Source organism: Nannocystis sp. RBIL2, assembly GCF_026626745.1.
Lineage (GTDB): Bacteria > Myxococcota_A > Polyangia > Nannocystales > Nannocystaceae > Nannocystis.
The window spans coordinates 3563897-3588906 of the sequence record NZ_JAPNJW010000001.1 but is presented as its reverse complement, the minus strand read 5'-3'; the positions used below and the strand labels follow the sequence as shown (position 1 = coordinate 3588906).

At 70.2% G+C, this 25010-nt stretch carries 22 protein-coding genes; 12 read left to right on the top strand and 10 right to left on the bottom strand.

Translation table 11 applies throughout. From position 1 onward, the window contains the following. Nucleotides 1-142: 142 nt before the first annotated feature. A complete protein-coding gene (locus tag OV090_RS14045; protein WP_267704131.1) occupies nt 143-562 on the bottom strand; it encodes a secondary thiamine-phosphate synthase enzyme YjbQ in 420 nt (139 codons plus the stop codon). Between the two features lie 15 nt (nt 563-577). Further along, entirely contained in the window at nt 578-2119 is a 1542-nt protein-coding gene (locus OV090_RS14040) for an HAD-IG family 5'-nucleotidase (RefSeq protein ID WP_267704130.1), read from the bottom strand. Nucleotides 2120-2222: 103 nt separating this feature from the next. On the opposite strand from OV090_RS14040, the gene OV090_RS14035 reads away from it, so the two are divergent. Next, nucleotides 2223-2942 (top strand): Crp/Fnr family transcriptional regulator, encoded by a 720-nt coding sequence (locus tag OV090_RS14035; RefSeq protein WP_267704129.1) that lies wholly within the window; start codon nt 2223-2225, stop codon nt 2940-2942. 101 nt (nt 2943-3043) lie between these two features. Here OV090_RS14035 and OV090_RS14030 read toward each other — a convergent pair whose 3' ends face one another. From OV090_RS14030 to OV090_RS14020, 3 genes are all read right to left on the bottom strand, one after another. Beyond that, on the bottom strand, nt 3044-4081 hold the full coding sequence (locus tag OV090_RS14030) for a hypothetical protein (protein WP_267704128.1): 1038 nt from the start codon (nt 4079-4081) through the stop codon (nt 3044-3046). Nucleotides 4082-4222: 141 nt separating this feature from the next. Next, complete coding sequence (locus OV090_RS14025; RefSeq protein ID WP_267704127.1) at nt 4223-5845, bottom strand: hypothetical protein; 1623 nt, start codon at nt 5843-5845, stop codon at nt 4223-4225. A gap of 41 nt (nt 5846-5886) precedes the next feature. Next, nucleotides 5887-6540 (bottom strand): hypothetical protein, encoded by a 654-nt coding sequence (locus OV090_RS14020; protein ID WP_267704126.1) that lies wholly within the window; start codon nt 6538-6540, stop codon nt 5887-5889. A 197-nt stretch (nt 6541-6737) separates the two neighbouring features. Here OV090_RS14020 and OV090_RS14015 point away from each other — a divergent pair, with 197 nt between their 5' ends. Then, nucleotides 6738-7640, top strand: a complete 903-nt coding sequence (locus tag OV090_RS14015) for a hypothetical protein (protein WP_267704125.1) — start codon at nt 6738-6740, stop codon at nt 7638-7640. A gap of 461 nt (nt 7641-8101) precedes the next feature. On the opposite strand, the gene OV090_RS14010 is transcribed toward OV090_RS14015, so the two are convergent. The 3 genes from OV090_RS14010 to OV090_RS14000 form a co-directional block, all read right to left on the bottom strand. Next, a complete protein-coding gene (locus OV090_RS14010) occupies nt 8102-10234 on the bottom strand; it encodes a hypothetical protein (RefSeq protein WP_267704124.1) in 2133 nt (710 codons plus the stop codon). 72 nt (nt 10235-10306) lie between these two features. Then, nucleotides 10307-11815 (bottom strand): DUF1501 domain-containing protein, encoded by a 1509-nt coding sequence (locus OV090_RS14005; protein ID WP_267704123.1) that lies wholly within the window; start codon nt 11813-11815, stop codon nt 10307-10309. Between the two features lie 21 nt (nt 11816-11836). Further along, nucleotides 11837-12799, bottom strand: a complete 963-nt coding sequence (locus tag OV090_RS14000; RefSeq protein WP_267704122.1) for a hypothetical protein — start codon at nt 12797-12799, stop codon at nt 11837-11839. A 395-nt stretch (nt 12800-13194) separates the two neighbouring features. Between OV090_RS14000 and panB the strand changes: the two genes are divergently transcribed. Continuing rightward, nucleotides 13195-14088: a 3-methyl-2-oxobutanoate hydroxymethyltransferase gene (panB, locus tag OV090_RS13995; protein ID WP_267704121.1), complete on the top strand. Its 894-nt coding sequence runs from the start codon at nt 13195-13197 to the stop codon at nt 14086-14088. A gap of 4 nt (nt 14089-14092) precedes the next feature. Then, nucleotides 14093-14929: a pantoate--beta-alanine ligase gene (panC, locus tag OV090_RS13990; protein WP_267704120.1), complete on the top strand. Its 837-nt coding sequence runs from the start codon at nt 14093-14095 to the stop codon at nt 14927-14929. Nucleotides 14930-15261: 332 nt separating this feature from the next. On the opposite strand, the gene OV090_RS13985 is transcribed toward panC, so the two are convergent. Beyond that, entirely contained in the window at nt 15262-15813 is a 552-nt protein-coding gene (locus OV090_RS13985; RefSeq protein ID WP_267704119.1) for a hypothetical protein, read from the bottom strand. A gap of 298 nt (nt 15814-16111) precedes the next feature. Between OV090_RS13985 and groES the strand changes: the two genes are divergently transcribed. The 7 genes from groES to OV090_RS13950 all read left to right on the top strand — a co-directional run bounded on the left by groES (nt 16112) and on the right by OV090_RS13950 (nt 22535). Next, complete coding sequence (gene groES / locus OV090_RS13980; RefSeq protein ID WP_096330647.1) at nt 16112-16411, top strand: co-chaperone GroES; 300 nt, start codon at nt 16112-16114, stop codon at nt 16409-16411. A 52-nt stretch (nt 16412-16463) separates the two neighbouring features. Then, complete coding sequence (groL, locus tag OV090_RS13975; RefSeq protein ID WP_267704118.1) at nt 16464-18110, top strand: chaperonin GroEL; 1647 nt, start codon at nt 16464-16466, stop codon at nt 18108-18110. A 162-nt stretch (nt 18111-18272) separates the two neighbouring features. Continuing rightward, a complete protein-coding gene (locus OV090_RS13970) occupies nt 18273-19088 on the top strand; it encodes an SDR family oxidoreductase (RefSeq protein ID WP_267704117.1) in 816 nt (271 codons plus the stop codon). Nucleotides 19089-19155: 67 nt separating this feature from the next. After that, nucleotides 19156-20220 carry a hypothetical protein gene (locus OV090_RS13965; RefSeq protein WP_267704116.1) on the top strand — a complete coding sequence of 355 codons (1065 nt, stop codon included), beginning with the start codon at nt 19156-19158 and terminating at the stop codon, nt 20218-20220. Between the two features lie 47 nt (nt 20221-20267). Further along, entirely contained in the window at nt 20268-20804 is a 537-nt protein-coding gene (locus OV090_RS13960; protein WP_267704115.1) for a sigma-70 family RNA polymerase sigma factor, read from the top strand. Further along, complete coding sequence (locus OV090_RS13955; RefSeq protein WP_267704114.1) at nt 20804-21562, top strand: hypothetical protein; 759 nt, start codon at nt 20804-20806, stop codon at nt 21560-21562. The genes OV090_RS13960 and OV090_RS13955 overlap by 1 nt, the downstream gene beginning before the upstream one ends. Nucleotides 21563-21740: 178 nt before the next feature. Next, entirely contained in the window at nt 21741-22535 is a 795-nt protein-coding gene (locus OV090_RS13950) for a hypothetical protein (protein WP_267704113.1), read from the top strand. 7 nt (nt 22536-22542) lie between these two features. Here the strand turns inward: OV090_RS13950 and OV090_RS13945 are convergent, their stop codons facing one another. Continuing rightward, on the bottom strand, nt 22543-24231 hold the full coding sequence (locus OV090_RS13945; protein WP_267704112.1) for an AarF/ABC1/UbiB kinase family protein: 1689 nt from the start codon (nt 24229-24231) through the stop codon (nt 22543-22545). A 61-nt stretch (nt 24232-24292) separates the two neighbouring features. On the opposite strand from OV090_RS13945, the gene OV090_RS13940 reads away from it, so the two are divergent. Beyond that, a complete protein-coding gene (locus OV090_RS13940; protein WP_267704111.1) occupies nt 24293-24913 on the top strand; it encodes a hypothetical protein in 621 nt (206 codons plus the stop codon). Nucleotides 24914-25010: the final 97 nt, after the last annotated feature.

Below are 25010 nucleotides of genomic sequence, written 5' to 3'. Positions count from 1 at the left end.
GCCCTCGGGCGTCGGCGCCGTGGACACGTCCATCGCTGGAACGCCACCTGCTCGCCGGGACAGTGCGCCCGGTCCGAGGAAGTGTTTTCATCTCGCGCATCAGCTGGACCTGCGAGGTCGTCTTCGCGACGCCGTCGCGGCGTCACTCGCCGATGATCTTGATCAGCGCCCGCTTGCGGCGGCGGCCGTCGAATTCGGCGTAGAAGATCTGCTCCCACGGCCCGAAGTCGAGCTTGCCCTCGGTGATGGCCACGACCACTTCCCGGCCCATGAGCTGACGTTTGATGTGGGCGTCGCCGTTGTCCTCGCCGGTGCGGTTGTGCCGGTAGTGGCTGGTGGGCGCGTGCGGGGCCAGGCGCTCGAGGAAATCGTCGTAGTCTTGCAGCAGGCCCGGCTCGTCGTCGTTGATGTACACGCTGGCGGTGATGTGCATCGCGTTGACGAGGCAGAGGCCTTCACGCACACCGCTCTTGCGGACGGCGGCCTCGACCTGCGCCGTGATGTTGAGGTAGGCGCGTCGGGTGTCGGTCTGGAACCACAGCTCTTCGCGGTACGACTTCATGCACGCGAGCGTCGCTCACTTGGCCGAGGAGTGCCAGTGGGGCATCGAGCCGTGCGGGGAGTGGAAGTAGCGGGTGGGCGAGACGTAGCGGAAGTTGGTGACGCGGCTGGTGTAGATGCAGGCGTAGCTCTCGACCTGGGCGCCGAAGCGGCTCGAATCGCGGCGGGCGGCGAAGACGGAGCCCCAGTAGGGGTTGAAGGCTTCGTCGACGTCGGCGATCCGGCGCTCCAGGGTCGCGGCCATCTCCTCTTCGTACTTGCGCAGGCGGTCGAAGCGGCGGCGGACCTGGATGCGGGTGTCGGCCAGCAGGCTCTCGGCGGCCTCGGGGGCGACGCCTTGGCGGACCAGGTCGTCCGGGGTCATGCGGGCGAGCAGACGCGACAGGTAGCGCTGGGCCGAGAGCTCGTCGGCCAGCGAGATCCGCAGGGACGAGAGTTGCTCGACCTCCTTGAGCACGATCTGGCGGTCGCGGCGGATGCCGAGCTCGTGCTCGAGGTCCTCGACGACCAGCGCGGTGCGCCAACCGGAGCTCTTTTTGCTGCGGACGATGTCGCCGTAGATGTGGTCGCCCACGTAGAGCACCTCGTCGGGATGGACGCCGAGGGAGGCTTGCAGCCCGAGCTGATTGCCGCCGTTGTAGATCCGTCCGCGACGCGGCTCGCCGGTGGGGCGTCCGAGCGGGTTGGCGGTGGCGTCGAGCTCCTGGAACGGTTGGTTGCCGGTGAAGAACTCGGGCTTGCGGGCGCCGACGATGACCCAGTCGAAGTAGTCGCGCCAGGTGGCGTAGGCCGACATCTGCCCGCCGAGGACGTAGCCGAGCACCGATTCGGTGTAGGGCAGGAGGCTGTTGGTGAGGAGAAACAGGCGTTTGCCGGCCGAACGGAACTTGTGCAGCGTCGGCCCGAGCTCGAGGTCGAGCTGGAAGTAACGCGGCAGGTCGGCCTGGATCAGGTCCTTGAGCGAGCCGTCCTGGTGGGCCTGGTCGATGCACTCGCGCACGTCGTTCCACGCCTGCGCGTAGGTCGGCGGGCCGGAGGGCCACAGGTCGGGGCGCTGGTCGATGCGGTCGACGACCTCGGCGTACATCGTGACCTCGGGCAGCGCGAACAGGGTGTCGACCGGAGCGAAACGCTCGCGCTCGGTGCCGAGGCGCTGGGCGCGGTAGAGGGCCTTGCGCGTCGGCTTGGGGAGCAGGTTCTTGCCGTGATAGGCGCGCCCGACGTAGCCGTGGCGGTCCATCTTGATGATGTTCCCGTACGTCTTGTCGACCACGAGGCCGCGGATGGCGAACGCCGGATCGGCCTGCATGTCGCGCAGCGCTTCGGGGTAACCGCGCGCGATCAACTTGTCGAGCGTGCAGCGGATCGACAGCGCCTCGAGCTCCTCCTGGCGGTAGAGCGCGAGGGTGTAGTCCATGTCGAAGCCGATGACGCTGATCTGGTCGAACGCGAGATCGCGGTTGGTGAAGATCCGGCGGGTAAACGGAGCCTCGAGGACGAGCTCGCCCTCCTGAAGCACTCTGCGGATGGGAGACGGGAGCCCGCTGGCGATCGACATGGGGGGACGTTCAGGGTAGCAGCGCAGCCCGCTGGTGGCGGAGCGTTTCCCGGATTGCGCGGATCCGCAAAGCCTCGTAGCTTAGGAGGTAGCGAGAGCGCGCATGCATCAAGCCGCCAAGGAGCCTGCTCCGCCCAGGGACGAGCGCCGTGTGCTCTGGTACCTGCGCAAGATCCCGCTGCTCGAGGGCGTGGGCGGAGAGCACCTGAGAGCGCTCGCCGCGGTGGTGGAGATCAAGGAATTCCGCCGGCGGCAGATCGTGTACCTGCCGGGCGATCCGGGCGAGCACGTGTTCTTCCTGCAGGGCGGGCGGGTCAAGTGCAGCAAGGTGTCGCGCGACGGCAAGGAGCTGACCCTCGATTATCACGGTCCGGGGGCGTTCTTTGGCGAGTTGTGCGTGTTCGCGGGCGCGCCGCGCGAGGAGATGGCGGAGGCGATGAAGAACGCGATCGTGGCGCTGTTGCCGCGAGAGCCGCTGCGGGACCTGATCTTCGCCGACTCGGTGCTGGCGTTCCGCTTCGCCCAGGTGCTGGCGCAGCGGCGGCGCAGCGCCGAGACCAGGCTCGAGCACTTCGTGTTCCGCGATGTCCACGCCAAGCTGGCGGCGCTCCTGCTCGAGCTCGGCCGCGAGTACGGGCACGAGACGGAAGATGGGATCAAGGTCGACCTCAAGATCACGCATCAGGAGATGGCCAACCTGATCGGATCGACGCGAGAGACCATTTCCCTGGCGCTGGCGAGCTTTCGCAAGCGCAACCTCGTCCACCTGCTCGGACGCACGGTCGTGCTCGTCGATCGCGAGGGCCTCGCCGCGCTCTGTTGATCGACTCTGGCTCGGCGCTGCCGAAGGGTCCGGCGGCGGAGGCGCGAGGCGGCGAAGTCGAGTTCCGGGAGTCCGCCCGGTGTCAGCAATTGTTTGCTGGTTCAGGGCTCGTCGCGGTCACTGAGCTCAACGCCGATGAACTCGGACAGGACGCCGAACTTGTACATCGGCACGCGACCGAGCTCGCGCATGACCACATTCCCCTGCGGATCGAGGACGACGAGGGCGGCCTCGCCGGCGGGGATCTGAAAGGCCGCGCGGGCCTCGGTGCTGTCCGTAGCGGTCTTCCAGCGCTTGAGCTCGGCGCCGTCGATCTGGCCGACCAGTTGCGCGCTGACCTTGCCCGAGTCGAGCTTCGCGTCGCTGTCGACGACGATGCCGGCAAGCCGCACGTCGGGCTTGGCGAACTGCTTCACGCTGTCGTCGGTGCTGCCGTCGAAGCCCTGCTTGCCGCCCGGGATGTCCTTGCGGGCCACCGGGCCCCCGAGGAAGACGAAGGCGCAGGTGCGGCCGGCGCAGGCGGCGTTGTCGAGCTCGCCGACCTTGAAGGCGGGCGCGGGCGCGGGCGCGGGCAGCGTGGCGCCCAACAGGTCGCGCAACTTCTCGATCTCGGCGGGCTCCATCTTGCCGCTGTGGCGGTAGACGACGGCGCCGGCCGGGTCGAGCACGACGATTCCAACGTGGCCCTTCGGCAGCTTGAAAGTCTTGGTGACGGCGCCCTGAAAGTCGATGTAGAGCGGCAGCCGCAGCTCGGGCCGCATCGGTCCGATAAATTCTTCGATCTTCGAGGCGAGCAGGCCGAAGCCCTCGGCGTCGCCGACGGCGAAACCGGACACGGTGTCCGGATAGTTCCAGCGGGCCATGGCGCGGCTCATGGCCGACGACTCGCGTGCGGCCATGCTCTCGCGATCCTCGACGATGATGTAGACGGTGCGGCCCTTGAGATCGGCGAGCACGAGGTCGCCGAGGCCGCCGCTCCCGGGAATGACGAGCTTCTGCGGGTCGGCCTCGGCGACGTTGATCGCGGGCAGCTCGTCGGGGATCTCCTCGGCGCGCGAGCGCAGCATCCAGGCGACGAGGCCGAGGAGGATCAGGACCAGGAGGACGAGGCCGAGGGCGATCTTGCGGAGGATCGACACGAGGTGGGCAGTATATCGGCGGGGCCCGCGGGCGCCACTTCGCAGTCGGGGGCGACGATGGGAGATTCGCGGCCGACGGCCTGGCGACGACGTGAGCGATCGATCACGGGCCAGGCAGCCGCCGCCGTCGAAGAGGGGCCCTCAGGGGTCCGCGAGGCTGGCTTTGAGCACTCCCACGCGCAGCGAGCCGCCTTGCAGACAGGCGAGTGGGACGGTCGGCGTGTCGAGGTTGCCGCCGAGGCTGGGCATCAGCACCACGGCGCGGCACGACAGCGGCTCGGGGTCGACGAGGGGAAGGACGTAGGTGCGCAGCCCGTCGCCCAGCACCAGGTGTACGGGCGCGGCGTCGCCGTAGGGCAGGAGGAAGGCGGAGTAGCCGAAGAGGACGCCGGCGGCCGGCTGGGCGGTGATGCGGGCGTCGGGCAGCTTGTCGGCGGGGACAGTGACGGCGGTGTTCTTCGGCTTGCCGCTGGTACCGAGGAAGGCGACGCCCACGCCACGATCGGGAGTGACGGCGGCGACGGTGCGGGCGCCGAGGTTGCTGGTGATCGTGGTGAGCACCGCGGGTGCGCCGGGAGACAGGTCGACTTCTTCGCCCGGCTCCGAGATGAGGGCGGCGCCGGCGTCGGAGAGCGAGAGCAGACCGGTGACGCGCTGGCCGAGGCGGACGGAGATGCTGGCGCCGAGGCTGAGCTGAGGCAGGGAGACCGCGGGCCCGAGAGCGTCGAGGTCGAGCGGTTTGGCGGTCGGGACCCGCTCGGGGGCCGACCAACTGCTGCGATCGCTGCTGCGCCGCACGTGGGCGATGCCCCGATCTCCAGGGTGGGCGGTCTCGGCGTCGTCGGCGGCGAGGAACTCCGTGAGCAGGACGTCGCCGAGGAGGAACGGGCGGCCGAGCGCGGCGAACTCCGCGTCGCGAAAGAGGTCGGCCGACAGATCGACCGCGGTCTGCAAGGGACCGATGTTGGGCTCGGGGGCGATCGTGAGGTCGCGGGTGACGATGGCGTCACCCGGCAGGCCGCGGCGGTACGCGACGCGGACGACCGTGCTGTCGCTGCCCGGAGGCCGGGGCAGGACGTGCGCGGCAACGCCTGGCCCCAGAGACATGACCTCGGGGACATATCCCTTGAGCGAGGTCTCGAGTACCGGCGTGTCCGCCCAGGCGCCCTCGTCGGCGCGGTACAGGCGGAGCGTGGGGTCGAGGCCGCCGGAGACGACACCGAGCAGGATGTCCGGAGGGGCGCCGCTGACGAGCAGGGCGTCGCCGACGTCGCGCGGCTCCGGGTCGAGTTCGGTCCACACCTGCGGCAGCGGGTTGTCCGGCGCGCCGACGTTCATGGTCAGCTCGGCCGAGAAGCGCGGGCCGTCGGGTGTGAGCGAGGCCAGCTGCAGGGTGTGGGTCCCGAGCGCCAGGGCGCCGTGGAGGAAGATTCGCAGGCGAGCGCCGGTCAGCTCGCCGAGCGCGCTGCCCGGGCCGAGGGTGCCGGCGGTCTGGCCGTCGATGAGCAGCTGAGTATTGCCCAGCGTGATCTTCTGGACGACGATGTCCTTTGGGACATGTTGCGTGCTGACGACGAGGAAGTCGCCGAGCGCCGGGTTGAGAAAGGCCGGGTCGGGGACCACGCTGGAGTCGGTGTCGCTGCCCGTGCCCGTGTCGCTGCCGGTACCCTCGTCGATCGGTTCGCCGTCAGGTCGACAGCCGAACGAGCAGAGGCCGGCCCAGAGGGCGAACGCGGCGGGACGCAGGGGCCCACGAGGGAGCACGCCTCAGGCGTATCGCGTGCGCGCGAGGACGCCAAGGGGTGTCACCCGGACGTCGTGATCGTCCAGACGAGCACCGCGAGCACGGCGTGGCCGGCACCGAGAGCAAAGCCGGCCCAGCGCAGACGCGCGGCGCCCGCGAAGAAGAGCGGGAGGCACAGGCCCAGGCCGATGAGGAACAGCGGGAGGGCATCCTGGGCGAGCGGGACCCGCAAGTCGAGGAGCGCCCGGCCGCCGAACCACAACAAGGCGAGCGCCCCCCACCAAGCGCCTCGGAGCGCCACCGCGCGCAAGGCTGCCCGGTGCTGCCACAGGATGCCGGCGACGCGGCGGGAGGCGCGGGCGCTGGCTCCGCCGAAGCGGCGGCAGCCGCGGCCGATGGCGAGCCCGGCGACGCGCGACAGGCGGGCGGCCTGGGCGAAGGCGCGCAGGCTCAGGTGCGAGAAGCGGCGGAGGCCGCCGGCGCTGAGCCGGGACAGGCTGCGGAGACCACGTCCACCGGCCACGGCCGAGCGGCCGAGCTCGCTGGCCCCGTGGTCGAGGCCCTTGCCCATGCCTTCGATGGCGCGCTGGGCCGCGGGCATGAGCGCCCGACCGCGTTCGACGACGAGCTGTCCGGCCCGGCGCCAGGCGATCCGGGTTCGCAGACGCGAGGGAAGGCCGCGCACGACGAGGGCGCCGCGGCGGAGTTGGTTCATCAGCCAGCGCGTGTGTCGGCGCGCTGCGGCCTGGGCGGGAGGCCGGCGGCGCCGGTTGCCCTGGCCGGCGCGAACGGAGGGCCGGGGAGTCACGCGGCGAGTGTGCGTCGCCGGCGGGCAGGGACCAAAATTTTGGCGCGGAGCGTTGGCGATCGCGCGGCCGCAGCGGGCTGTGCCAGATGCTAGGCTCGCTACCCATGTCGTTCGTCGCGGCGATCTGGCTGGCGCTGGCGCCGGCGGGGTGGGAACCCCGACCGCCCGACCCGCCCACGGTATGGGCCCAGGCCGGCAGCCGGCCGTGGGGTCAGTGCCGCGAGCTCGAGCGGACCGCCGAGATCGCGGTCGCCAAACAATCGGTCGGCGCGGATGGGCCGAACGTGTGGGCAGAGCGGGCCCGGCTGTGCCCGGGGGCGCCCGCGGTCCTGGTGGCCGCGGCGATGCTCGAGCTGACGCAGGTGCCGAGCTTGCCGCCGCTGTCGGAGCTGGCCGGGGAAGTCGGGGCGCTGGCCGAGACGCAGCGACAGAGCCGCAAGCGGGCGGCGCAGTGGCTGGCAGCGGCGCGCGGCGAGGCGGCCCGCCGCGGTCAGGCGCCGCCGCCGATGACGTGGATCATGACGGCGATCGCGGCGATCGGGCTCGGCGATGCGACGACTGCCCAGGCCGCCCTGGCGCAGGCGGAGGCGCGGGCGGAGGTCGAGGGCTATCGCATCGATCGGCTGGCGGCCGTGGCGGCGCTCCTGGCTGGCGATCTGGCGCGGGCGTTGGACCTGGCGCACCGGGCCCGCGAGCGAGCTGCCTCGCGCGAGCAAGTGCGGACGACGCTGCTCCTGTCGCTGGTTTACGACCGCAGCGGCGCGGCCGATGCCGCCCAGCGCGAGCTGACGCTGCTGCGACCGCTGGCATCGAGCGCCGAGCGGATGGCAGTCGATGCCCTGTTGCCGCTGCACGAGCGCCTCTATCTGGCGGCGATCGAGCAGGTCGCGTTCAAGAACCCGGCGAACGCGAGCTTGTTGTTCAAGGGCTATCTGGCGTGCCCGGAGCCCGAGGAAGCAGAGCGGCGGCTGGTCGAGCGGCGGCTGGCCGAGCTGCGTCCGATGTGAGGCGGGCGCGCGGGGCAGGCGAGACGGGCGAGACGAGGAACGGGTCGACGGAGCGCGTCATCGCGTCGCGCAACAGGGCGGCGAGCCGCGCAGCGTCCGATTTGAGGCGGGCGCGCCGAGCAGGTGAGACGAGGGACGGGTCGACGGAGCGCGTCATCGCGTCGCGCAACCTGGCGGCGGGCCGCGCAGCGTTCGATGGGAGGCGGGAGCGCCGGGCAGGCGAGACGAGGGACGGGTCGACGGAGCGCGTGATCGCGTCGCGCAACGTGGCGGCGTGCCGCGCAGCGTCCGATGTGAGCGCGTCGGACGCGAGGCGGGAGCGGGCCGGGCGAGCAACTCCGGGTGCCGAGATACTACGAAGCCCCCGAAACATGGCGGAGAGGCCATGTCCCGGAGGCCGTGTTCTTCGAGACATGGCGGAGAGGCCATGTCCCGAAGGCCATACGCTCAGTTACGCCAGGTCAGCGCAGCTTGAGCCCGTCGGCGCTGCAGCTCCAGGCGAACTTGTCGCCGAGGAGCAGCGGGGCGTGGACGTTGCACAGCGACTCGGTGTCGGTGCCGGGGACGGCGAAGGCGGGGATCGCCGCCGGGTCCTGGTCGCGGCTGGGCACGCCCGACAGCATGAACTGCGGGGTGCTGAGCAGCATGCCGGCGAACCGACGGGCGCCCTCCTCGAGCTGGCCGGTGTCGGCCTGGCTCATCGGGGTGTCGAGCGGGAGGCCAATGACGCCCTCGATCGCGGCGATCTCGGCCGGTCCGTCGAGGGTCGGTTCGGTGATGAGGCGGTCCTTGATCGCCGCCGCGATGTCACCCACGGTGGCGCCGGGGACCATGCTGGCCTCGACCAGCATGAGCTCGATCCACTCGTACTGCGCGCAAGGCTGGCCGAGCGGGCCGGTGCAGCCGCCCTGCATCGACTGCTTGCTGCCGCCGGCGAGCTGGTTCTCCCACGACAGCAGGCCGTTGAAGTCGACGCCGTTGAAGCCGTTGATCGCGTCCTTGAGGAACACACCCTGGTCGCGCAAGAAGTTCATGCCCGGGTAGTTCCACTCGTTGTCCTGGACCTGCTGCACCGGCAGCTCCCACCACATCGCCCGCATCGCCGATTCGATCAGCACCCAGGCGCTGTAGCGCTGGACGCGGTCGCCGACGCCGTTGCCGCGCATGTTGGGGTCGGCGGCGGTGATCGAGAACGGGTCGAACACCGCCTTCATGGGGTACGAGGTCGAGGCGTCGCACAGGTCCGGCGCCTCCTGGTTGAAGTAGGGGTGCGTGACGATCTCGACCAGGAGAGTCCGCAGCGAGTAGTCGTCGGAGATGAAGGCGTCGGCGAGCTCGCCGAGGATCTCGCGCTGCTTCTCGTTGCGCGGGAAGCTGTGCGCGAGCGTCAGCGGGTAGCCGAGCATCTCCTTCCACACGCCGTTGGCGATGTTGACGGCGGTGAGGTACGCGAGCGCCTGGTCGGGGGCGACGGCCAGGTCACCGTCGACCATGAGGCCCTCGCTGGCGAGGGTGGCGAAGCCGGTCTTGAACAGCGGGTCGATGTCGAACAGCTGGCCGCCCTCGGGCAGCGCGCCGCCGAGGTAGCCGGGGATACCGAGGATGTCGCCGTCAGTGCCCGGGTTGAAACGGCCGCAGCTGCCGCTCCAGCCCCACGGCTCGACCGAGCCCTGGTCGTCGACGAAGCCGGTCCAGCGGAAGGCGGCGTACACCTCTTCCTCGGGGCGGCCCTTCGGGTCGCCGTAGATGGCGCCCTCGAAGTCGCCGGGGAGCGCCCAGAAGTGGTTGTACTTGGGATCCGGGTTGTAGGTGACCGACTCGGTGCTGGTGTGGCACTCGAGGCAGCCGCTGCGCCGACCGAGGTAGCTCGACTCGAAGATCTCGCCATAGTTCGAGCGCGCGTTGACCTCGAACTCCTCCTGAGTGATGTTGGCGCCGGACAGCGGCCGGGCCATGCGCGCGAACATGTCTGCGCGGTACATCGGGCTCAGGTCGTCGAGCCGCAGGGAGCTCATCATGACGTCGCCCATCGTGAACGGCGGGCCGAAGCTCGAGCCCTGGGCGTCGTTGTCGCGGATGTAGGCCGCGAGGTCGCCCTTGTCGCCGGCGCCGGTCATCTCCGAGTAGCAGCCGTAGTTCGACTTGGTCTCGAGCCGGTTGATCTTCAGCTGCTCCCAGAAGAAGGTGCGCCAGCGGTGAAGGTAGAGGTCGCCGCTGGCGAGCCCGCGGGCGACGATCGCCCGCCCGTCCTGGCCCTTGGCGTCGAGCTGCTCGATCGCGCTGACCAGCAGCTGGACCTCGCGCATGCCCTCGGGCTTGCGGCCCTGCAGCAGCGGGATGACGCGCTTGACGAACGCCTCGTCGCCGGCGTCGCACGACTCCTCGCCGTCACCGGCTGGCGGTGGCTCTTCGCCCGGGTCGCCGCCGGAGTCGCTGGTGGTCGCGGAGTCGCTGGTGGTCGGCGCGTCGCTGGTGGTCGGCGCGCTGTCGGTCGCGGACGCGCCGTCCTCGGTCGAATCGACGGTGGCCTGGCTGTCGCCCTCGGTGGCGGTGGAGGCTCCGGAGTCGTCGTTCGGACATGCCGTGAGAGACATGCACGCGAGGACAGATGCGAAGAGAGGAGCGTGGTTGGGATGAAGTCGGGTCATGGTCGCGCCTCCTCTCGCTCAGAGCTTGAGCCCCATGTAAATGTCGCGCAGCCGCTGGGCCGCCTCGGCCTGGTTCTTGACCCCGCCGGCGACGTCGCCGACGGCGAACGTCTGCGAGCTGAACGGGTAGATGCCGAGCGCCATCATCACGAGCATTCGGTTCTCGGCCGGGCTGATGTAGGTCTCGGCGAAGCCTTCGGCCTCGGTGATGGCGCCGTAGATGCCGCGCTCGGCCTCGGTGATGGGGCCGCCGATCAGGACGTTGACCATGCCCTGCGGCCAGTGATTGAGGCCCGACTGGCCCTGCCGGTGCGGCGTGCGGCCGAACTCGGTGTTGATGACGATCATCGTCTCGTCGAGGTTGATCTTGCCGGGGTCGTTCTCGTTCGGCGCGTTGATGATGTCGGCCAGGCACTGCATCGTGTGCGTGACGTTGCGCGAGGAGTCCTCGACGTGGCTGTCGTGGGTGTCGTGGCCGGCCGACGGGTTGGGCTTGAGGCCGCCGTCGATCCAGTGGACGTAGCGGGCGCGGTCCTGGGCGCGGGTGAGCAGGCTGGCGGCCATGCGCGCCTGCATGCGCGGCTTGTCGGTGCCGGACATGTCGCTGCACTCGGTGCCGGCGACGCCCTCGAACAGGTCAGCCGACAGCACGCCGGACAGCTCGCCGGCGCCGCGGCGGGCGAAGTGGGCGAACTCGAAGTTGCTGCGCTCGGCCGAGCGGGTGAGCTGGCCCTTGCCGCCGGGTCGGAAGCGCTGCTGGTAGGCGGCGAGGTAGTGGTCGACCGCGGCGTCGTAGCTGTCACGGCCGGCGCCGACGCTGGGGCGGGCGAGCAGCTGCGACAGCGACGAGCCCGGGTCGACCGTGACGCTGAGCGGCCGCGCGGAGCCGGGGTGGAGGCCGATCGCGGAGGCGGCGAGGACGTTGTCGGTGGGGAACTCGACGCCGGGGTAGAGGACGTAGGCGTACGGGGTCGGGCGCAGGCCGCCGGGCTGCTCGAGGAAGTGGCGCTGGATCGACGCGCCGACGCCGGCGAGGCGCGGCGAGCCGAGGCGGCTGCCGGTCAGCGCGTAGGGGTTGGCGCCCTCGTGCGGCAGGAGGTCGTGGCGCTGCACGAGGATCCGCATGCGCGCGACGATGTCGGGCCGCGCCCGCAGCGGCGCGACCCACGGGCCGAGGTGGACCAGGAGGCCGTTGGCGTCCTCGGCGAACTCGTCGGTGAGGGTGTTGCCGAGGCCGCACTGGCCGAAGCGGGTCTGGGTCTGGTTGTAGTAGGCGTGGAGGAACCGCTCGGTGTCCTGACCCCAATCCGGCACCGCGTAGAAGGTGTCGAAGGCGTTCATGCCGCCGTAGAGGTAGAGCTCGAGCACGTTCTTGGCCTGGCGCTCGACGGGGATCATGGCGTCGAGCTTGTCGGCCGGCCACTCGCCCCAGTACGCCTCCGCGCGCCGCGGATGGCGAAGAATGCCGAAGGAGGCGCCGGCCGCCGTGGCGACGCCGAGGGACTTCATGAAGGTTCTGCGCTGCATGGTCCGTCTCGTGGGTGTCCTTTAAATCAGGTCGGGATCGGCCCAGACTTCGTAGCGGAGGACGACCCGCAGGTCGCCGTCCGGGAGGCCGAGGTCGAAGCTTTGCTCGCGGGCGATGGTGAGGGTGGCAGGGCCGGGGGCGAGCTGGGAGAGCTCGGCGCTCGGGATGGTGAAGCTGCCGTCGTCGACGGCGTGGGCGGTGAGCATCTGGCCGTAGGTGTCGATGAGGCGGATGACGACCTTGTTCGGCTGGCCCCCGTTGGTTTCCCAGGCGAGCTCCAGGCCTTCCGCGCGGTCGAGCTCGAACAGCGAGACGCCGACGTCGGGGGCGGTGATGGTCAGCGCCGGCGGGGCGGTGACGGCCGCGGGCAGGACGATGTCGTCCTTGCCCTCGCCGCCGAAGGCGATCAGGTCGTACTGGGCGCCGGCTACCCAGCGCGCCGGATCGGGGGCGCACAGCGGGTCGAAGAACTCGGCGTCGTCGCTGAAGTAGACCGGGAAGGTGTCCTGCACGAGCAGGAGGCACGCGAGCGACTCGCCGGTCTCGCCGCGCAGCTTGAGCGCGTTGCCGCCGGTGACCCAGGTCTTGTCCTTGCCCCAATCGTAGGGCGCGGGGATCGAGTTGTTGACGATGGTGTTGGCCTCGTCCGGCGGCGGCGGGAGGTGCATGCCCCAGGCCTGGACGGCGAAGAAGTCGTCGGTGGTGAACGGCTCGGTGCGCCAGGCCCCGGCCATGCCCAGCTCGGCCGGCAGGCCACCGGCGGTCTCGGGGTAGAAGGTGAAGTTGAGCAGGCCCTTGGCCTCGCCGACGACGACGCCCGAGTCGCCGGTGGAGCCCGACGAGTCGATGCCGCTCGTGGTGGGGGCGGTGGTCCCGTCCGTCCCGGAGGTGCCGCCCGACGTGTCGCCGGTGCTCTCGGCCTGAGGGTCCGTCTCGCTGTCGGTGGTGTCTCCGCCCGGCTGGCCACAAGCCCAGAGAGACATGGCGCAGAGGACCTGTCCCACAGGACAGATGGCTCGAAGCAGGGGCGTCGCACGGACATTCGTGCGAGAGGAACGTCGATCAGTCCTTCCCATCAAAGTCATCTTTTCCTAGTGAAGAAAATAAGTCTGCGTGAAGACACGGCGGGAACTTCACACTCGGGTGATTTTTGTCACCGCTGTCCAGCGAAACAGCGCACGTCGAATCGCGGGCGTTCACTCTGTGAACTCGTCGTCACAGGCTCGAGGGACACGATGCGCCCAGGCCGCGAGGCGAGGCGTGAATCGTTCCGCACACATGTCGCGATCCGCTGCCCGACCGGCCAGGGGGCGCGGCGGCGAAATTCTTCATGGACGGCGACCTGGGTGCTCTGCGATATGCTTCGCGCGAGCGACGTATGACCCTCGGAGCCAAGCCCGCAGCAACCGGGGAGATCCCCGCGACGACGCGCCGCGTGACCGCGCCGGTGCTCCATCAATACAAGCGCCAAGGCCAGCGCATCGTGATGATTACGGCGTACGACGCGACCTTCGCTCGCCTCGTCGACGAGTCGGGCGCAGACGTGGTGCTGGTCGGGGACAGCCTCGGCATGGTGATGCAGGGTCACCCGCACACGCTCGAGGTCACGCTCGAGCACATGTGCTACCACGCTCGCTGCGTCCGCCGTGCCGTCCAGCGAGCGCATCTGGTGGTCGACCTGCCGTTCATGAGCTACCAGGTCAGCGCCGAACAAGCGCTGCTGTCCGCGGGCCGGCTCGTTCAAGAAGGTGGGGCCGAGGCGGTCAAGCTCGAGGGTGGCGGCCGAGCCGATGCGGTGCGCAAGATCGTGCAGGCCGGCATCCCCGTGATGGGGCACCTCGGCCTCACGCCGCAGAGCGTGCATGAATTCGGCGGCTTCCGCGTGCAGGGTCGCGAGGACGCGGCCGCGGAGCGGCTGCGACAGGACGCGCTGCAGCTCCAGGAGGCCGGCGCCTATGCAGTGGTGCTCGAAGGCATCCCGGCGGCGCTGGCGCGGCAGATCTCGCAATCGCTCGCGATCCCGACGATCGGCATCGGTGCCGGGGTCGGCTGCGACGGCCAGGTGCTGGTGATGCAGGACCTGCTCGGCCTCGACGACCGCTTCAAGCCGCGCTTCGTCAAGCGCTTCGCCGAGCTCGCCGGAGTGGTGCGCGACGCGTTCGCCACCTACGGCCGCGAGGTCCGCGAGGGCAGCTTCCCGGGCGCCGAGCACAGCTTCTCCAGCAACCCGTCGCCCGCGCCCGTGAGCGGCTCGGAGCCGCCGACGGAGTAGGACGATGCTGGTCGTTCGGACATGTTCGGAGATGCAGGTGTGGCGGGCCTCGCTCGGCCACGCGACGCGCGTCGCGTTCGTGCCGACGATGGGCTACCTCCACGAGGGCCACCTGACGCTGCTGCGCGAGGCCCGTCGCCGCGGCGACCGCCTGGTGCTGTCGATCTTCGTCAACCCGACGCAGTTCGGTCCCAACGAAGACCTCGCCCGCTACCCGCGTGACGAGGCCGGCGATCTGGCCCAGGCGAGCGAGTGCGGCGTCGACGTCGCGTTCTGCCCGACCGACCCGCGCGAGCTCTACCCGCACGGGACGAACACATGGGTCGAGGTCCAGGAGCTCGATCGCCACCTGTGCGGGGCGTCGCGCCCGGGTCACTTCCGCGGCGTCTGTACCGTGGTGGCCAAGCTGTGGGGGCTGGTCCGCCCCGACGTGGCGCTGTTCGGCGAGAAGGACTTCCAGCAGCTGGCGATCTTGCGGCGCATGCACGCCGACCTGTTCCTCGGCGGCGAGGTCGTCGGCATGCCGATCGTGCGCGAGCCCGACGGCCTGGCGATGTCGAGCCGCAACACCAACCTGTCCCCGGAGGCACGTGCGCAGGCCCTGGCGATCTCGCGCTGGCTGGCGGCCGTCCGCCAGCGCTTCGCCGCCGGCGAACGCGAGGCGACGGCGCTGCTCGGCGACCCCGCAGCTGCGCTGGCGCCGGGACGGGTCGACTACGCGTCGCTGGTCGACGCCGACGATCTGCAGCCCGTCACCGAGGTGACGCGACCGGCCCTGTGCGCGGTGGCGGCGTTCTTCGGCGGGGTGCGCCTGATCGACAACACCGTCCTGCGACCGTGACGCTCGCCGAGACCGCACGCGGTGGCGGCGTTCTTCGGCGGAGTGCGCCTGATCGACAACACTGTACTGCGACCGTGACGCTCGCCGAGACCGCACGCGGTGGTGGCGTTCTTCGGTGGGTGAGCCTGATCGACAACACTGTCCTGCGACCGTGACGCTCGCCGAGACCGCACGCGGTGGCATGCTTCGGCGAGCTCAGAGTGCCTCGAAGTCTTGCGTGGTTCACCTCGAGCCCGAGGGCGCCGTACCGGGCCGACTTGCTCGCAGCGATAGTGTTCGCGTCACTTCCATATTGGAGTGCGCCGAGCGGGCGGCGCACTCGAGTTCGCGGGTCACTGCAGGACGTCGCGCTTGCCCCGCACCAGGACGACGCCGGCGGCGCCGAGGCGCTGCTCGTCTCGCCGGTCGCCGTACTTCTGCCAGCGCTCGTAGAGGCCGAGCAGGTCGCCGTCCGGACAGCTGTCGGTGGCCTCGGAGATCGCCTCGGCGGCGGCCTCGAACGTGACCGCGAGGGTGCGGAACACGGAGGGCTCGCCGATCTGGCGATACGCGCTGGTGCCGATGGAGCGCACGTAGCGCAGGTCGACCGGGGTGCGGTCGATGCTGTGCGGGACGACCCCGGCGATGAACAGCGCCCGATCGCCGACCGCTCGCAGCGCCTGAGCCCGCCGGGCGCCCTGTTGCTCGCGGGCCGCGAGGTACTGCAGCGCCAGCGGCCCGGCGGTGCGACCGGCGACGCTGGTCCGGCGCACGTGGTCGGCGAGCATGTGGACCACATAGGCCCCAACCTCGGTCGGCAGCGAGCTACCGGTCTTTCCCTGGGCCACGCGGTCGTAGAAGAAGGACTCGAGGGTGCCTGCAAAACGAAGTTCTGGCTCGGGCATGGGAAGATTCCTATTTTCCCACGCTACCAGAGACGACCGACCAAGCAAGCCAATTATGTGAGTTAACCGCACGGATTCCGAGCCGATAACGCCCCGACAGGAGGGGTTGACCGGGTTGGGACTCGCTTTACACTCCGCGCCGCGTTAGCACTCCTACATGGGTGATTGCTAACCGAGCCCCCGCAAATTTTCACGGCGATTGCGCAGAGTTAGGCGAAGTCGCGCGGGAACGCTCGCAACCGCGAACAGCATCTTCCCCCCACGGGGCCTGCATCGGAAATCCCAGGAGAGACCGCAGATGACAACGACGAAGGTTCGTCCCTTGAACGATCGCGTGCTGGTGAAGCGCATGTCCGAGGAGGAGAAGACCGCCGGTGGTCTTTTCATCCCCGACTCCGCGAAGGAGAAGCCCGCCAAGGGCGTGGTGATCTCGGCCGGTCCGGGCAAGGTCGACGACAACGGCAAGCGCACCCCGCTCGAGGTCAAGGCGGGCGACAAGGTCCTGTTCGGCAAGTACTCCGGCACCGAGATCAAGCTCGACGGTGAGGAGCACATGATCCTGCGCGAGGACGAGATCCTCGCCATCCTCGAGGCCTGAGCGGGCCCGACGACGCAACCGTTTTTTCTCACCCACACACGAGACACACATCATGGCTGCCAAAGAAGTTCGTTTCGAAGAGTCCGCTCGTCACGCGATCCTGCGCGGGGTCAACATCCTCGCCGACGCGGTCAAGGTCACCCTCGGGCCGCGCGGCCGTAACGTGGTGATCGAGAAGTCCTGGGGCTCCCCGACGGTCACGAAGGACGGCGTGACCGTGGCCAAGGAGATCGAGCTCGAGGACAAGTTCGAGAACATGGGCGCGCAGATGGTCAAGGAGGTCGCCTCGAAGACCTCCGACATCGCCGGCGACGGCACGACGACCGCGACCGTGCTCGCCCAGGCGATCTACCGCGAGGGCCTGAAGATGGTCGCCGCGGGCCACGACCCGATGGAGCTCAAGCGCGGCATCGACATCGCCGTCGAGGCGCTGATCGGCTTCATCAAGGGCAACCTGTCGAAGGCCACCAGCAGCGACGAGGAAGTCGCGCAGGTCGGCACGATCTCCGCCAACGGCGACGAGGAGATCGGCAAGCTCATCAGCAAGGCGATGAGCAAGGTCGGCAAGGAGGGCGTGATCACCGTCGAGGAGAACAAGTCCTCGACGACCGACCTCGACGTGGTCGAGGGCATGCAGTTCGACCGCGGCTACCTCAGCCCGTACTTCATCACCGACCAGGAGCGCATGGTCGTCTCGCTGCAGGAGCCCTATATCCTCTGCTACGAGAAGAAGGTCTCGACGATGAAGGACCTGCTGCCGGTGCTCGAGCAGGTCGCCAAGCAGGGCCGCAGCCTCCTCATCATCGCCGAGGACGTCGACGGTGAGGCGCTGGCCACCCTCGTGGTCAACAAGATCCGCGGCGCCCTCCACGTCGCCGCCGTCAAGGCCCCGGGCTTCGGCGACCGCCGCAAGGAGATGCTCAAGGACATCGCCGTCCTGACCGGCGGCAAGGCGCTCACCGAGGACCTCGGCGAGAAGCTCGAGAACCTGACCCTGAAGGACCTCGGCACCGCCAAGCAGGTCACGATCGACAAGGACAACACCACGATCGTCGACGGCGGCGGCAAGAAGGCCGACATCCAGGCCCGCGTCAAGCAGATCCGTGCCCAGATCGACGAGACCTCGTCGGACTACGACCGCGAGAAGCTGCAGGAGCGCCTCGCCAAGCTGGTCGGCGGCGTCGCCGTGATCAAGGTCGGCGCGGCGTCCGAGGTCGAGATGAAGGAGAAGAAGGCTCGCGTCGAGGACGCGCTCCACGCGACCCGCGCGGCCGTCGAGGAGGGCATCGTCCCCGGTGGCGGCGTCGCCCTCATCCGCGCCCAGAAGGAGCTCGAGAACGTCAAGGCCCCGACGCACGAGCAGAGCGTCGGCATCAGCATCATCCGTCGCGCGATCGAGGAGCCCCTGCGCCAGATCGTGGCGAACGCCGGCGCCGAGCCGTCGGTCGTCATCAACGCCGTCCGCGGCGGTGAGGGTGCGTTCGGCTACAACGCCCGCAGCGGCCAGTACGTCGACCTCGTCAAGGACGGCGTCATCGACCCGACGAAGGTCGTCCGCACCGCGCTGCAGCACGCCGCTTCGGTCGCCGGCATGATGCTGACCACCGAGGCGATGATCGCCGAGAAGCCCAAGAAGGAAGCCCCCGCGGCTGGCGGCGGCGGTCACCCGGGTGGCGGCATGGGCGGCATGGACATGTGAGCCCCGCCCGCGTCCGCTGACCCGGACGCGCGCGCACGAGCCCCGTTCCGCGAGGAACGGGGCTCGGCCTTTTTAAGGCTCGAAGGTCCGAGGTGTACGAGCCCCGATCGGCCGCGATCGAGGCTCGTTTCTTTTAGGCAGGGTTTTGCTAGCGTCGCCGCCGTGGAGCTCAAAGACAGGGTCGCGCTCGTCACCGGCGCGTCGTCGGGCATCGGCCTGGCGACGGCCAAGTTGCTGCACCAGTCGGGCATGCGCGTCGTGATGGTAGCGCGCACGGCCGCCAAGCTCGAGGCGGCGGCCGCCGAGGTCGGCACGGGCGCAGTGGCGATCGCGTGCGACGTCGGCGACCTGTCCCGATTGACATGGCTCATCGACCAGGTGGTCACGCGCTTCGGCGGCCTCGACGTGCTGGTCAACAACGCCGGCGTCCACTACCGCGGCGACATGCTGCGCCACCCGCCGGAGGCGCTCGCCGAGATCTTCAACGTCAACCTGACTGCGCCGGTGGTGCTGACGCGGATCGCCGCCGACCACATGCGCGCGGGCGGCTGCATCGTCAACGTCGCCAGCCTGGCGGGCAAGCTCGGCGTGCCCGGTTCGGCGGTGTACTCGGGGTCCAAGGCGGGGCTGCGCTTCTGGGCACTGGCGGCCGCCGAGGACCTCGCGCGTCGCGACATCCGGATCGCCAACGTCAACCCCGGCCCGGTCGACAGCAGCTTCTTCGACTCCGACATCCAGGGCGTCAGCAACCTGACCTTCTCGCAGCCGATGAGCACCCCCGAGCAGTGCGCGGAGGCGGTGCTCGCGTGCATCCAGGACACGCGCAGCCCGGTGGAGATCGATCTGCCCTTCGCGTCAGGCAAGCTGGCGACTCTGGGCTATCTGTCGCCGCGCCTGCGCGCGTGGCTGCGGCCGGCCCTGGAGCGCCGCGGCGCCAAGAACAAGGCGGCTTTCATGCGCCGTCGTGGGCTGTCCTAGGGCGCGGTCGTGCGCGCGGGTTTTCGCCGTTGAAATGTCGGCTGCGGCGGACGATCCTCGCGCGCGCGTGGGGAGGCTTCACATCGGTCTGGTCGCGACGCTGTGGGCGGGCGCGGCGGAGCCGGTGCTGGCTGCACCCGCGAGTCCACGGCCGGTCGTAGAGTTTCGCTGGGACGCGCCCGCGAGCTGCCCGGTCGAGGCCGAGGTCGTCGCCGAGCTCGAGCGACTGCTCGGCGGACTGCTGGTCGAGCGCAAGGGGCCGCGGCTCACCGCCATCGCCCGCGTCCGCCAGGAGCCCGGCGGCGGCTTCGATCTGAGGCTGTGGACCGTCAGCGACGAGGGCACCCTGCAGCGGTCGCTGACACACGCGCAGTGCGACGCCCTCGCGCGCGCGGGGGCTTTGATCGCGGCGATGGCGATCGATCCGTCGGTCCTCGAGCGCATGTCCGAAGAGACAGACGCCGCCGAGGTCGCGGCCGAAGCCAGGACGGTCGAGGACCCCGAGCCGCTGCCCGAACCGGAGCCCCCAGCGCCCGAGCCCGAGCCTGCGCCCGCCGAGCCTGCGCAGCCCGAGCCCGAGCCGCCGAAGCCGCCCCCGGAGAAGAAGAAGAAGGAGAGGCGCGTGCGCGGCGGCGTGCGCCTCGGTGCCGGCCTGAGCTTTGGCGACCTGCCAGGCGTCGGCGCATTATTACGACTCACGCCGGCGCTGATCTGGCCGCGCGCGCGGCTCGAGTTCGAGGTCGGCTACGGCCCGCTGCGACGGGCGCGCTTCGACGACACGCCGGACCGCGGCGCCGACCTGCAGCTCGCGGTCGGCGCGGTGCGCGGGTGTCCGCTGCTGCACGCGCGCAAGTTCGAGTTCCCGCTGTGCGCCGGCCTCGAGCTCGGCGCCCTCTACGGCCGCGGGGTCGGCTACGAGATCACCAGCGAGGCGCGCCAGCTGTTCGTCGCCCTGCACCTGGCGCCCGGCGTGTTCTACGCGGTCCACCCGCGGGTCGCGGTCGGCGGGATCGTCGAGGGCGCGGTCCACGTCGTAAGGCCCAGGTTCGTCGTGGAGAACCTCGGGGAGATCTATCGCAGCGCCCTGGCGAGCGTCCGCGCGCTGCTCGCGGTGGAAGTCCGATTTCCGTGACCCGTCGTGATGATAATTCGCGGAGCCGGTCACAAACCCGCGAGTCCATGTCCGCCGCCGCCCAAGCCGCCGCTCCGCCCAGCCCCGCGCTGGTGGCGGCCTACCGCGAGCACTTCCAGTTCGTGTGGCGCAGCGCCCGGCGGCTCGGCGCGCCCGCGCCCGCGCTCGACGATGTCGTCCAGGACGTGTTCCTGATCGTCGCGCGCAGGCTGACCGAGTTCCGCGGCGAGGCCTCGATGCGGACCTGGCTGTTCGCCATCACCATGCGCGTGGTCCAGCTCCACCGGCGCAGCGCCTCGCGGCACCTGCGGCGCGTCGAGGCCTTCGCCGAGGCCCACGCCGAGGACGGCGGCTCCGACCCCTACGCGCGCAAGGACGCGACCGACACTTTAATAAAATTGCTCGACCAGCTCGACGACGAGCGCCGGGCGGTGTTCGTCCTCGCCGAGCTCGAGGGCATGACTGCGCAGGAGATCGCCGCCGGCCTCGGGCTCAACGTCAACACCGTGTACTCGCGGCTGCGAGCGGCGCGGCAGCAGCTCGAGCGTGCGTTGCCTGCGGCGGCGCGGACGGAGGTGCGCTGATGCAGTCCGACAGGCTCGAAGACCTGCTCCGCGCCGAACGCGAGGCCGTGCCCGAGCCGGGCGCGGAGGACCGGATCTGGGCCGCCGTCGAGCACCGCCTGGCCCATGGGCCAGCTCCGCCGAGCGGCGCCGATGTCGCGCCTGCGACCCTCGGGAAGGCCGCGGGCGGCGGGGTGACCCTCAAGGTGATCGCCGGGCTCGCGCTCATCGCGGCTGCGGTCGGGGTGTGGGCCGCCCGCGATAGGCCCGCGGCGGCGCCGGTCGTGGCCGTCGCGGCGCCGATCGAAGCTGTCCCCGAGGCCAGGCTTGAAATTCCCGCGTCGACGCCGACACCCGCAGGGGTGGAGGCGCCTGCGCCTGCGCCTGCGCTGAAATCTCCGGTGATCGAGGCGCCCGCTCCTGAGCCGGTCCCCGAAGAGCCGCAGGAGATCAAGAAGAAGCCGCGCACCAAGGCGAAGGCCGAGGCGCCGGTGGAAGAGGAGCCCGCGGACTTCGCCGCCGAGCTGAAGCTGATCGCCCAGATCCGCGGCGCCCTCAAGCAGGGCGACAGCGCTCGCGCCCTGGCCGGCGTCGACGAGCACGCGCGGCGCTTCGGTGTCCGCGGACAGTTGGTGCAGGAGCGGCTCGCCTATCACGTCGAGGCGCTGTGCCTGGCGGGTCGCGTGGCCGACGCGCGGCGGGTCGCGCGGGACATGCTGGACAAGTGGCCGGACTCGACGCACGCGCCGCGGGTCAAGAGCAGCTGCGCCGGCGCGTAAACAGCTCGGTGAGAGCCCTGTGAGACATGTACGATCGTACATGTCTCTTTTGTCATGTCTAAAGATGGAATTTCCGGGCAGATAGCCGCGCTGCGTATTCACTGGCTCACGCGGGCCTCGGGTTGAGGAACCTCAGGGCTCCGCTCCGCTGAAAAATCGCCGCCGCGGTAACGAACCGATGGAACGAGAGAACGACGCCATGAAGACCACGACTACCTTGAAGCTCCGCTCGCTCTTCGCCGCCCTGTGCCTCGCGGCCTGCAACGCCTCGCTCGGCGACGGCACCGACAGCTCGGACGAGACCGACGGCGCCTCGACCGCTTCGACCAATCCCAGCGGCACCCCGACCGATCCCAGCGGCGATCCCAGCGGCGATCCGAACGCGCCCTGCAGCGCCGCCAACGCCTGCCCGGACGGCCAGTTCTGCTGGAACGGCATCTGCGCGATCGGCTGCACCAGCGACGGCGACTGCGCCGAGAACCAGTTCTGCGCGACCGACACCGACATGCTGTGCCACAACAAGGAGGTCACGACCTGCCCCGAGGTGCCTTGCGCCGAGGGCCAGGTGTGCAAGAGCGGCTTCTGCAGCACCCCGCCGCCGCCGACCCAGTGCACCCCCTCGCCGGTCGACGACGGTTGCGAGTCGAACGCGGTGTGCTTCCAGGAATCGGAGGACAAGGCGAGCTGCTACACGCTGCCGTACTGCTCGCAGGACGACACCTGCCCGACCGGCACCGAGGGCGCGGTGTGCAACAACGGCCTTCTGCCCGACAAGGACAAGATCTGCCTGATCGGCCTGTGCACCGAGGTGGCGAACTGCCCGGCCGACTGGAAGTGCGTCAAGGACCAGCCCAACGCGGTGGTCGGCTACTGCAGCGACGGCGGGACGTTCGCCCCGTGCAGCACCAACGAGGACTGCGCCAGCAACGTGTGCGACCTGCCGTTCCCGGGTCAGTCCGGCTTCTGCCAGTGAGCCGCGCTCACGAGCGCCAGCGCAGGCCGATCACGCCGTAGGCGGCGGCCGCGTAGAACACGGTCGAGATCCACGGGATCCCGATCGGCGACGTCGCCGGCAGACCGAGGCCGAGGGCGTACGTGCCGCAGGCGATGCAAGTGATCGTCAGCGCGGCGCGTACGCCCTGGTTCATGCGCCGCTCGGCCGCCTTGTCGAGCGCCGTCAGCGACGCGGGCGCGAGGCCGACGGCGAGGCGGCCCTCGTGGACGTCCTCGAGCAGCGCGGGCAAGCGCTGCGGCAGGCTGTGGGCCGCGCGGGACAGCAGGTGGAAGTCGGCCAGCAGGGTCTGCTTGATCCGCTCGCTGCTGTAGCGGTCCTGGATCATCTGCGAGATGAACGGACGCGCCTGCTCGAGCGGGTCGACGTCGGGGGCGATCGAGCGGGCCAGGCCTTCGGTGGTGAGGATCGCCTTGAACATCATCGTGAAGTCGGTCGGCATGCGCACGCGGTGGCGCGTGGCGCCGGCGACGAGCTCGCCGAACAGCTCGCCGATCTGCAGCTCCGACAGCGGCACGCCGCCGAGGTAGCGCTCGGCGATCTCGACCACGTCGGCCTCGAACGCGGCGTAGTCGACCTTGCCGGCGGTCGGGATCGCCAGGGCGTAGAACGAGCGCGCCAGCGCCTCCATGTCCTCCGACATGACCGCCCACAGGATGTCGATCAGCTTGTCCTTCATCGACGGCGACAGGCGGCCGACCATGCCGCAGTCGATGATCGCCAGGCGGCCGCCCTCCTGCACGAACACGTTGCCGGGGTGCAGGTCGCCGTGGAAAAAGCCGTCGATGAACAGCATCTTGTAGGCGGTCTTGAAGTACACCTCGACGAGCGGGCGGGTGTCCTCGCCGGACTGCAGCACCTCGCTGAACTTGCGGCCCTCGACGAACTCCATGCACAGCACCTCCTCGGTGCTGAGCGCGTCGTAGACGGTGGGGACGCGGACGTTGTCGTCGCTCGAGAAGTTGCGGTGGAAGCGGGCGATGTTGCGGGCCTCGACGCAGAAGTCGAGCTCCTGCGCGAGCGACTTGGCGAACCCGCGGATGACGCCGACGAGGTCCATCGCCGCGGCCTCGGGGAAGGCCTCCTCGACGTAGCCGGCGGTCGCCAGCAAGATGTTGAGGTCGCTGGCGATCTTCGGGCGCAGGCCGGGCCGCTGGACCTTGAGGACCACGCGCTCGCCGGTCTTGAGGGTGGCGCGGTGGACCTGGGCGATGCTGGCCGAGGCCAGCGGGGCCTCGTCGATCTCGGCGAACTGCTCGCGCCACTTGGGCCCGAGGTTGCTGCGCAGCTGGGCCTCGATCTGCTCGAAGGGCAGGGGCGAGACCTGGTCTTGCAGACAGGTGAGCTCGCGGATGACGGCGTCGGACAGCAGGTCGGGCCGGGTCGAGAGGATCTGGCCGAGCTTGACGAAGGTCGGGCCGAGCTGCGTAAACGCGGCGACGAGGCGCTTGCCGGTGTCGGCGCTGCCGACGGTGGCGCGGGTCAGCTCGCCACCGGTGAGCTCGATCTGCAGCTCGCGTCGGAGCTTGAGCTGGGCGACCCACCAGCCGAAGCCGTGACGCACGAAGACGGTGGCGATCTCGCGGAAGCGGGCGACGTCCTTGGCGCCGGTGACGAGGGCGCGCGAGGAGCTGACGATCGTGCGCAGGACGGACACGCGCGCGCAGTATACCGAGACCGGCGTCAGGCAGCGGCGCTGGATCTGCTAGACTTGAGGCGTGCGAAGTCGGCTGTGGACATGGCTCCTGGTCGGAGCGGCCGTCTCCGGGTGCGACGCGCCCGAGGGCCGCACGCGGGCCGCGGAGATGGCCGAGATGGCCGGCTCGCGCACCGCGGAGGCGGCGCGGGCGGCCCGCGCCTGGGCGGGGCAGCTCGGCCTCGGCGAGCTGTCCGAGGCGGCCAAGGCCTGGTTGCGCCAGGGCGCGGAGGCGTCGTCGTCGGGCATCGAGGCGGTGCTGCAGAAGGGCGAGCAGGTGGTGCCGGTGGCGGTGGAGATCGGGCGAGCCCTCGGGGGCGCGGTCGACACCAGCACGCAGTTCGAGCCGATCTACCAGGAGGTGCCGGGCGGCTCGTCGGAGCTGGCGGTGCGGCGAGCGGAGGCCGACGCGGCGATCCAGGGCATGCCGCGCGTCGAGCTCATCGATGGCCTCTCGGTCGGCTTCAAGCAGCTGTCGAGCGTCGACCTCGGCCGCACGAGCTCGGAGTCGGCATACCTGGTGATGTGGCGCCAGCACGACCGGCTCATCGGCTTCGTGTTCCGTTCGCGCCGCGACGTCGCGCTGGCCGACCTCGTGCGCGAGGCGCCGCGGCTGGTCGCGCTCGTGCGCTCGGTCCTGTGAACAGGCGGTTGCTGCGCCGCCCCCGCCCTGGTATGCCGGCCGGGCTTGGCGAGCCTCCAGCGGACGCTCTTGCGGCAGATCGGCCGCGCGAATCGGC

Coding starts and splice junctions, on each gene's coding strand:
- groES (WP_096330647.1), top strand. CDS start 16,112: ATGACAACGACGAAGGTTCGTCCCTTGAACGATCGCGTGCTGGTGAAG.
- OV090_RS14000 (WP_267704122.1), bottom strand. CDS start 12,799: ATGTCTCTCTGGGCTTGTGGCCAGCCGGGCGGAGACACCACCGACAGC.
- OV090_RS13950 (WP_267704113.1), top strand. CDS start 21,741: ATGGAACGAGAGAACGACGCCATGAAGACCACGACTACCTTGAAGCTC.
- panC (WP_267704120.1), top strand. CDS start 14,093: ATGCTGGTCGTTCGGACATGTTCGGAGATGCAGGTGTGGCGGGCCTCG.
- groL (WP_267704118.1), top strand. CDS start 16,464: ATGGCTGCCAAAGAAGTTCGTTTCGAAGAGTCCGCTCGTCACGCGATC.
- OV090_RS13960 (WP_267704115.1), top strand. CDS start 20,268: ATGTCCGCCGCCGCCCAAGCCGCCGCTCCGCCCAGCCCCGCGCTGGTG.
- OV090_RS14005 (WP_267704123.1), bottom strand. CDS start 11,815: ATGCAGCGCAGAACCTTCATGAAGTCCCTCGGCGTCGCCACGGCGGCC.
- OV090_RS14035 (WP_267704129.1), top strand. CDS start 2,223: ATGCATCAAGCCGCCAAGGAGCCTGCTCCGCCCAGGGACGAGCGCCGT.
- OV090_RS14045 (WP_267704131.1), bottom strand. CDS start 562: ATGAAGTCGTACCGCGAAGAGCTGTGGTTCCAGACCGACACCCGACGC.
- panB (WP_267704121.1), top strand. CDS start 13,195: ATGACCCTCGGAGCCAAGCCCGCAGCAACCGGGGAGATCCCCGCGACG.
- OV090_RS14040 (WP_267704130.1), bottom strand. CDS start 2,119: ATGTCGATCGCCAGCGGGCTCCCGTCTCCCATCCGCAGAGTGCTTCAG.
- OV090_RS13985 (WP_267704119.1), bottom strand. CDS start 15,813: ATGCCCGAGCCAGAACTTCGTTTTGCAGGCACCCTCGAGTCCTTCTTC.
- OV090_RS14010 (WP_267704124.1), bottom strand. CDS start 10,234: ATGTCTCTCACGGCATGTCCGAACGACGACTCCGGAGCCTCCACCGCC.
- OV090_RS13955 (WP_267704114.1), top strand. CDS start 20,804: ATGCAGTCCGACAGGCTCGAAGACCTGCTCCGCGCCGAACGCGAGGCC.
- OV090_RS14015 (WP_267704125.1), top strand. CDS start 6,738: ATGTCGTTCGTCGCGGCGATCTGGCTGGCGCTGGCGCCGGCGGGGTGG.
- OV090_RS14020 (WP_267704126.1), bottom strand. CDS start 6,540: ATGAACCAACTCCGCCGCGGCGCCCTCGTCGTGCGCGGCCTTCCCTCG.